The organism is Coleofasciculus sp. G3-WIS-01, from assembly GCF_040223135.1.
Classification (GTDB): Bacteria; Cyanobacteriota; Cyanobacteriia; order Cyanobacteriales; family Coleofasciculaceae; genus Coleofasciculus.
Genome location: NZ_JAVJZI010000022.1, coordinates 22,842 through 31,506 on the forward strand (window position 1 = coordinate 22,842; position 8,665 = coordinate 31,506).

5 protein-coding genes and 1 pseudogene are annotated in these 8,665 nt (G+C 45.3%); 3 read left to right on the plus strand and 3 right to left on the minus strand.

Features of this window, described 5'->3' with window-relative positions; genetic code table 11:
- Positions 1 to 58 precede the first annotated feature (58 nt).
- Positions 59 to 445 carry a hypothetical protein gene (locus tag RIM23_RS02370; protein WP_446364125.1) on the plus strand — a complete coding sequence of 129 codons (387 nt, stop codon included), beginning with the start codon at positions 59 to 61 and terminating at the stop codon, positions 443 to 445.
- Between the two features lie 219 nt (positions 446 to 664).
- Here the strand turns inward: RIM23_RS02370 and dtd are convergent, their stop codons facing one another.
- Complete coding sequence (gene dtd, locus RIM23_RS02375; RefSeq protein ID WP_446364127.1) at positions 665 to 1,111, minus strand: D-aminoacyl-tRNA deacylase; 447 nt, start codon at positions 1,109 to 1,111, stop codon at positions 665 to 667.
- A gap of 235 nt (positions 1,112 to 1,346) precedes the next feature.
- Between dtd and RIM23_RS02380 the strand changes: the two genes are divergently transcribed.
- Positions 1,347 to 1,925, plus strand: a complete 579-nt coding sequence (locus RIM23_RS02380) for a Uma2 family endonuclease (protein WP_446364129.1) — start codon at positions 1,347 to 1,349, stop codon at positions 1,923 to 1,925.
- A gap of 315 nt (positions 1,926 to 2,240) precedes the next feature.
- On the opposite strand, the gene RIM23_RS02385 is transcribed toward RIM23_RS02380, so the two are convergent.
- Both RIM23_RS02385 and RIM23_RS02390 read right to left on the minus strand, forming a co-directional pair.
- The gene (locus RIM23_RS02385) at positions 2,241 to 3,176 is read right to left on the minus strand and encodes a hypothetical protein (protein ID WP_446364131.1); all 936 of its coding nucleotides are present in this window, start codon (positions 3,174 to 3,176) and stop codon (positions 2,241 to 2,243) included.
- Between the two features lie 4 nt (positions 3,177 to 3,180).
- Positions 3,181 to 6,771: a CHAT domain-containing protein gene (locus RIM23_RS02390; protein ID WP_446364132.1), complete on the minus strand. Its 3,591-nt coding sequence runs from the start codon at positions 6,769 to 6,771 to the stop codon at positions 3,181 to 3,183.
- Positions 6,772 to 6,984: 213 nt separating this feature from the next.
- Between RIM23_RS02390 and hypF the strand changes: the two are divergent.
- Positions 6,985 to 8,665, plus strand: a pseudogene (gene hypF, locus RIM23_RS02395) (carbamoyltransferase HypF); the annotation flags it as partial.

Below are 8,665 nucleotides of genomic sequence, written 5' to 3' on the forward strand. Positions count from 1 at the left end.
AGAGGCTGAATCATGAACAAGATTCTAGTAAACAATTATGACCCGTATAACAAAGCTTATGAAAACTACAGGATTGACAATGCTCCCCCTAATTGGTCTTCTCGCATTCGCAGCGCCTGTTAATGCGGATGGTATAAACGAATACTTGCCATCACGGGAAGAAAAAAGAGAAACAGCCAGTCAAACTCAAACGGTAACAATTAATGTTCACACACAACGCGGTAAAAATGAACCACATCACCAAAATGAATGTCCTAAAGAAGAACAAATTGGAGCCGAATCTGCCGAACATCCCCAACTACAGCAAGAAACAAAAAATTCCTTGGCAAACCGAGTTGTATATGCGATTGCCGGGTTTATAGGCGGTGGTACTATATGCGGTTGTACCGCTAGCTTGGTAATAAGCAACAATAAGACTACTAATATAAATAATCTAAATAAGTAAATTTGTAACTGCTAATTATAGCTTAATAACTCAAATCACATGATAAACCCCTAAAAACTCTACAAAATTTGATCGGGAGGCGCTCAGCCGCCTCCCTTTATTGAGCGGAAGTTCCCTCTATACAAAATAGCTATATCCAATCGAAAGTATTATCCTGTAATAGTTTGAGCGATTACTGGACAAAATGCATACCTTCATTGGGGTAAGCAATGGATCAATTTACCGCTCCAGCAGCAGTGTCACGGGTCCATCATTTTCAATGGAGACTTGCATCATCGCCCCAAATATCCCAGTTTCTACTCGTAACCCACTTTGGCGCAGCATTTCCACAAACTGCTGATAAAGCTTCTCCGCCTGTTCTGGATTCGCCGATCGCGAGAAAGAAGGGCGACGTCCTTTACGACAGTCCCCATACAGGGTAAACTGACTCACCACCAATAATTCGCCGCCAATCTCCTGAACCGACTTTTCCCAGCGATCGCTACCGCTATCGGTTCCGGGAAATAAACGCAAATCCAAGCATTTTCGCGCCATCCAATCTAATTCGGCTTCAGTATCGCTATCCGCAATCCCCACTAGCAAATTTAGCCCGCGATTAATTTTGCCAACGATTTCACCGTTAACTGTTACTTGAGAAGATTTAACTCGCTGGATAATAACGCGCATTCAAGGTGATTAGAAATTAGGGAATAGATCAGTTATTTGAGCTATTCTAACTCATTCTAGTTAACTCATACAAGTTACGTTTAGTCGTCCGCAATAGACACCGCTGTTGTCTATTGCGGACTGCTGATTGGTAAAATAAGTGATACAACCGACGCATTTACGCCTTGACTAGGAATTCGGAATTCAATTGCCATAAGCTTATAATAAAATTAAGCTCAAAGCTGATATCCAACCTATGACCGTAACCCCCCTTCCACTCACCAATCTTCGCCTGATTACTACGGCTGATTACCATCGAATGGCAGAGGTCGGTATTTTAGCAGCAGATGAACAGGTTGAACTCATCGCCGGACAAATAATTCATAAAATGCCCAAAGGTCCTGCCCATAGCGCACTTTGTAAACGCCTTGAAAAATGTTTGGAAAAGCTTCTGGGGGATCAAGTCTTAGTACGACTGCAAGATCCGATTCAACTCGATACCTACTCAGAACCAGAACCTGACATTGCCGTTGTCCATCCCAATGCTAACTTTTATGCAGACGCTCATCCTAAGCCAGAGGAGGTTTACCTGATTGTCGAAATTGCTGATACCACAATCAATCGAGATTTAGGGACTAAAGCCAATCTCTATGCGGCAGCGGGTATTGTTGACTATTGGGTTTTTAATGTGACAACACAGCAACTCCACGTTTTTAGAGCTCCTCAAGTAGATGGTTACCAACGTCAGTTAATTCTAAAAGGGCAACAGTCTATTGATATTCTAGCTTTTCCTAATTGTACGATTACGGTGAACGAGTGTTTTAGAATACGATGAATTCGCGATTTTTAAAGTCCGGATTTTTCTATAATTTAGGCTAAGGTTCCCTTACTACAAACCCAATTAAAACCACGGCTGACTTGGCAAGCTGAAATTGATACATTAACCTTGTAGGGGCTCCATCCCAGATTTTACCCTCGCCCATAGGGTCGATAGTACCATCCCAACCCAAATTTACCCTGACGTCACTACCAGGCAATTATAACCTTAAAGTTGGCTAATCAACTGATTGTTGTAACGGCTGCTAATTTGAGATTGACTTGGGCGCGATCGCGCAATTATTTCTCAGCAACTGGACAGTCTTATTACCCTTTATTTTTCTTGGTAGCGGCTGACACTGAATACAAGGTAGTTGTAGGGAATTACCTCTGTGGGGTCGAATTGGCTGACTATTTGACCGTTAGTTGGATTGTATACCCAGTCGTTCCAATCCCAGCTAGTTTGTAGAGATTCAGGAATTTGTATAGCCAGATAGTAACCTTCGGCAAGGCGTGCGCGGGTGCTGTCATTACCAAAGTCAAGCCCCAAGTCTATTTTTTGTACTGTCACATTTTTAGAACGTTTGGCAATCAGTTTAGTTATTCCAATAGCCATTTCAGCCAGAGGTGCGATAGCTGGTTGTAATAAGGATGCTGCCGCAATACCAGATTGAAAGGTAAAAGACTCTAGAAAGCTAAGCGCCGCCTCATCCTCTTGATTCTTCACGTTGACAGTCAAGCCCCGAAAACCTACACCTTCAGGACTGACATGCAATGGAGCAAAAATTGGTTGATTAATAATTACAACCTGGTTACTCTCGCGAATTCGGTGGGTGACAGTAAAATTTATTGTTTCTGCACGGTTGAGTAGTTGGGTTTTAGCCTCAAAATCAAACAAAATGTAGTGGGTTCCACCTCCCGGATACTTTGCCACACACGCTTGCTCAAGGGTAATGTTAATGGGAGTATTTTTCAGTGTTGAGTCAGGTAGAATCTTACAAGCATTTTGGATAGGTAATACTGTAATATCTGATTTTGCAGGAGTTAAATACCCGATAACGTGTGTGGGGTATAACCACGGTTTAGGCAACCATGGCAGTAAATCTTCGGCGAGTCCGAAGGTTGTCGAATCTGCCGTTACTTTGTATTGGGCAGCTTCTAGAGCATCGGCAAGTTCATCCTCACCTACTTCCCGTAACTTAGCAGCAGCTTCCTGCGGTGGTAGTTCACCAATTGTGGGTAAGTCGTCGAACCAATTGTCTGTAGTCATCTGGTTAACCTCTTTGAGTTTTCATGGCTTGCTCAATATTGGTAATCAACTCCTGCGTTTTTTGTATTTCTGTCACAGCCCCGTCGCCGTAAATATCGTAAGTATTAAGTGACGCTTTGGCATACTCTAACGCTTCATCAAGACGGTTAACTGCTTGTAGAGAAACAGCGGAGTTATAACGATTTAGGGCTGCATCATAGAAATTTTTCGATGCTTCGTTATGACAAATAGCCTTGCGGTAGTAGCGTAATGCCCCATCAATATCACCTATTTGGATACAGATATTACCCAACAAAGTACGTACTGTCGCTAAGCTATCTAGCGCATTTATTCCTAATAAAAGGCGATGTGCTTTTTGATAGCGTTCATTAGCTTCTTTAAAATAGCATAGTTGCTTTTCTTTCGTTTGCCTATCCATTTGCGCTTTACGTAATTTATCGTTGCTTACATTACCTAATGCTATCCAATTCTTTGCCTCTCCTAGAGGATTTCGCTTCTCAAGAAGTCGTAAGCTGTAATGATACCAGTGTTCAGCTTGCATCAGATCATAGATAGTAGGAATGTAAAGATAGGCATCACCTAAATTATACGCAGCGATCGCTTGAACAGGTTGGTTGTTGATGCGACCCATTAGTTTAAAAGCTTCTTTAAACGCGGTGACACAATCGGGATTTTCCTGCTGAAACTGAATTTGACCGCGTCTCATTAACCATACGGCTAGATCGCGAATGAAATCGTACTGAGAATTCATTAGGGCTTCCGGAGCTACAGCCAAAGCCAAAGTTGCACGTTGACGTAACCAAGGCTCTACAACTTGTTGCCAACGCTCAGCCTGTGACCACTGACGCCCTCGAATTGCAAGCTGTATGCGATCCCCCATGATTAAGTACCATTGCTCCTCTCGTCCTGGTCGTGATCTATCTGTTCCTAGGTCAACAAAGTCGGGTACAGTCTCCTCTACCAGCCTTGCCCACTCTAACCAGCGACCAGTGTGTTTGTAGAGGGTTCGTAAACCCTGCATTGTACCGATAACTGCGTGCCACCAACCATTATTTCGTGCCAGTTGCCTTGCATAGAGTAAATTCGCTTCTTGTGGGGGCAACAACGTTTTAATTACATACTGATTGCCCCCTTCGTATTCACAGGTATGAGCTTTTCCTAATTCGCTCATCGCTTCAACAAAAGCAAAGGTAGCTGATTGTTCCTCATTTTTATAGTATTGGTTAAATAGCCGTTTTAAATACCACTGTAATGCAGGGTGGATCACATAGAAACGGCTACCCAAATTGATAAGCAATCCTACTTCAACAGCGCGGTAAAGTAAATCAATACCAGCTTCCAAAGTTAGTCCACGCACTTCAGGCAGACACCATTCAAACTCAGGATGACCCATTGTACACAAGGTATCCACATCTATAAATCCTTGGAAAAAGTACAGTAAAGCTAACTGCTGCCTTTCCTTCTCAGTGAAAGCATTCCTAAAGCCATAACTCAACGATGCTCCCAAAGACTTCGATCGCCCTTCACGCTCATCATCGTCAATTTCAGCCTCACCAGAACGTAACTGAAGGACAAAATCTTCAATCTGTTCTCTACTTCTCAACCCATTCCGTAGCGCCTGACCGACCACAACGGTTATAGTCATCGGATTACCGTGACTGTATCGCAACAAAGGTCGCCAGTCTTCCACCTCTTTTAGCTGATGTCCGTATTTCTCCGCCACCGCCTTGGCTAACTGCACTTGTTCCCGCATCGGCATCGGTGGGATAGTAATTCGGTGCGGCAAATCAGCTAGCCACCCTTGCTCATCTCGGCGGGAAGTTAGCAGGAATTTCGCCTTTGTCTGCTGCGCCTCTCGTAAAAAATCCACCAGTTCTTGTTGCTCAACCGCACTCCACGCGGACTCTGTACCCGTAGGAAAGCCTGCGACTGGCTCAACATTATCCCAAATCCACAGCACAGGCACTTGTTGCAAAAGTTGCAGGGCGATATCCCGCCGTTGTTCATCATTCAATGTTAGCCAGTGAACTCCCAGCGCTTCTAACTGACGTTCAAACACCTGACCTATCTTATCCAGCACTCGCGCTAAAGGCAGATACCGCTCAAAGGAGGTAAACAAAACCAATCCCTTTACACCGCCAGTCAAAACATACCAGCGCCCAAACTCAGCCACCGTGGAGGTTTTGCCACTCCCTGCATAAGCGTGTAGCAGGACGATAGATTGGGTATCGAAAGCGCGGTCAATCCCTAGCAGCGTTTCATCGCGTCCCAAAAAACCCGCTTCTGGATGTTTGGGCAATTGCCCATCAAGTTCCCTACTACTCAGATAAGCTAGACTTCCCTCTCCTTGCAAGAGAGAGTCTGGGGGAGAGGTTAATCGAATCGCCTTGGGTACAGTCTCATATACCACTGGCACTAACCAATCTTGTAGCGTTTGTGCCTCATAAGCAATTTCCCGCAGGGGTTGGGCATATAATTGCTGGCGTCCTTGGGTGACAGCTTCACCAAGGGTTTGACCTTGGGCAAGCGCCGCGTACAGTTTAGCCACAAATTCAGCAGCCGTAATCACATAGACGTTGTAGCGCATTGCCACCACTCCCGCCACTCCCGCTTTCATCACCTCCTGCGCGAGGGAACCATAAGCACTTGTCTGGTTATCTGCCAGAGTTTTGCCCGGTTGAGTGGGTGCTTCTGTGTAAGCTGAACGACAAGCATTGAGAACTAACAAGGAGACTCCTGTCTCTGCTAGCAATTGACCAATTAGTTTGCCATGTACTGGTTCTCGATTGTTCCGATAGTCAGGTTTCTCAAATAATAGATAGCCCCGCATCCGTTTCGGATTCGGTGGCTTTCCCGAATCCTTGACATAGGGGTCTTCATACACCCCATGTCCGTCAAAATGAACGATATGATAAGGTTTTCCCTCCGCTTTGGCTTGTCGCAGCACTTCCTTTAATCGTTGAAAGGTTGGGGGACGCAAGACATCGAGTTGAAAGATCTCACGGGCGCTATCTGTCAATCCCCGAATTAACTGGGTGGCGACTGAGCGAAATGGTACATCATCGCCACCTTGCGGGCGACAAATTACCAGCAGAATCCGCATTTTACTGCTGTCGGTTTCGGGAAGCTGGGGAGGCTGTTGGGGATTAGGGTAAGTGTGGACAAACGCCCCCGTCTGTAACACTAATGGCAAATTATGATCAGGATTATGAATGAGTTCCCAGGGAATAGCCGCCGCATCGGTGACACCCGTGACAATTTCTACACGAGTATTATTCAGTCGGTGGCGCAATTGTGACCAAATTTGGCGGGTATCGTCGTTGGCTTGAAACAGTTTCTCGAACAGTTCCACCCCAATGGCTATCATTTGCTGTTCAATAGTTGCTGCAATTGTCGGCGCGGGGACTTGCGGGTATTCGAGGAAATCTTCTAGATACCAACGAATTTTTTCTTGGTCTTGTTCGTTGATGTTTAACTTAAAGTAGACCGTTGCATTCTGACTCGTTCCATTGTCGTCTAGAGCAACATCTACTCGGTAAGAGTCGGGTGGGTTTTCAACCTGTTGAGTGAGGCGAAGTGTTAACATGCACTGCATGGATCGATCCGTTATTTGAGCTATTCTAACTCATAGGTGGGTGGTACGGCACAGCTACAATGGTAGAATAAGTGTAGGTTGGGTTGAGGCAGAAAACCTCAGCTAATCTAGGGCTAAAGCCCTTACTACGAACCTAAGCTAATCCATTAATTTAGACACTTGATAGAGATCCTTTCTCAATTACAATAGCGGGGGATTGTCTCCATTACGCAAATGGCAATAAATAATTATCCATCCACCATTAGCCAGGAAGAAATTCGGGTGCGGGGTACAGTACAAGGGGTGGGATTTCGCCCAACTGTGTACCGTTTGGCAAAGGCGTGTAATCTAGTAGGAGAAGTCTGTAATGATGGTCAAGGCGTCTTAATTTACGTATCAGGAACAACAGACGCGATCGCAGAATTTGTGCAACGCTTACAGCTAGAGTCCCCACCCCTTGCCCGCATTGAATCGATTAGCCGTACTCCTTATAGAGGCGATCGCGTCTTCTGTGACTTTACCATTACCCAGAGTGTCAATAGTACCGTCCAAACTCAAATTCCCCCTGACGCCGCCACCTGTCCCCAATGTCAAGCCGAAACCCTGGATTCGCGATCGCGTTGGTACAATTACCCGTTTACTAATTGTACCCATTGCGGTCCGCGTCTTTCGATTATTCGCTCGATTCCCTATGACCGTAAGCATACTAGCATGGCTGAGTTTGGGATGTGTCCCCATTGCGCCAGGGAATATCTTGATATCGAAAATCGCCGCTTTCACGCCCAACCGATTGCTTGTCCTATTTGTGGACCAACGGTATGGTTAGAAGGGGCGAATGGTGAAAAGATTGATACATCTAACCCCATCGATACCGTTTGTACCCTATTGCAACAGGGGGAAATTGTGGCGATTAAAGGATTAGGGGGGATTCATTTAGCCTGTGACGCCACTAATGAAACCACTGTACAAAACTTGCGATCGCGTAAGCAACGTTATCATAAACCTTTTGCTTTGATGGCGCGAGATTTAGAGGTTATTGAACAATATTGCACTCTAAATGCTAAAGAACGGGAACTATTACAAAGTCCCGCCGCCCCTATTGTTTTAATCGATGTTATCCCTAATCGCCACAATTGTAGAGACGTTGTATACAACGTCTCTACACCCAAAATCGCCGCTTCAGTCGCACCGGGACAAACAACTTTGGGGTTCATGTTACCTTATACTCCCCTCCATCATTTGATTTTGCAACGGCTGGATTATCCGATTATTTTAACCAGTGGGAATCTCTCCGATGAACCGCAATGTATCGATAATCAAGACGCCCGTTTAAAATTAGGCAAAATTGCCGATTATTTTCTCCTGCATAACCGTGATATTGTTAATCGGGTTGATGATTCCGTTGTGCGAGTTATATCCGGATTCGCCGGGAAATTCGCCGGGAAATTCGTAGGGGAATTCGTAGGGGAATTCGTAGGGGAGAAGCATTCGCGCCCGGATCTATCGGTGTCATGCCAACGTGACAACGCGAATGCTTCGCCCAATCCCACATCCAACGTCAAAACCATACCCTCCATCACAGCGAAGGGTAATCAATTCGCCGGGATATTCGACGGGATATTCGACGGGAAATTCGTAGGGGAGAAGCATTCGCGCCCGGATCTATCGGTGTCATGCCAAAGTGACAACGCGAATGCTTCGCCCAAGCCCACTTCCAACGTCAAAATTCAAACCCACCGCCGCGCCCGAGGATATGCCCCTATACCCATTCCGTAACCCCCAGGATTTGAAAATTCTCCCCCCATACTAGCGATGGGGAGTGAACTGAAAAATACATTCTGTTTATTGCGAGATGGAAAAGCGATTTTATCTCAACATTTAGGAGACTTAGAAAATGCGGCAGCATTTAACGCTT

What these genes read in the sequence shown, in the direction of transcription:
- RIM23_RS02370 (WP_446364125.1), top strand. Translation starts at nt 59, where the DNA reads ATGAAAACTACAGGATTGACAATGCTCCCCCTAATTGGTCTTCTCGCA.
- dtd (WP_446364127.1), bottom strand. Translation starts at nt 1,111, where the DNA reads ATGCGCGTTATTATCCAGCGAGTTAAATCTTCTCAAGTAACAGTTAAC.
- RIM23_RS02380 (WP_446364129.1), top strand. Translation starts at nt 1,347, where the DNA reads ATGACCGTAACCCCCCTTCCACTCACCAATCTTCGCCTGATTACTACG.
- RIM23_RS02385 (WP_446364131.1), bottom strand. Translation starts at nt 3,176, where the DNA reads ATGACTACAGACAATTGGTTCGACGACTTACCCACAATTGGTGAACTA.
- RIM23_RS02390 (WP_446364132.1), bottom strand. Translation starts at nt 6,771, where the DNA reads ATGCAGTGCATGTTAACACTTCGCCTCACTCAACAGGTTGAAAACCCA.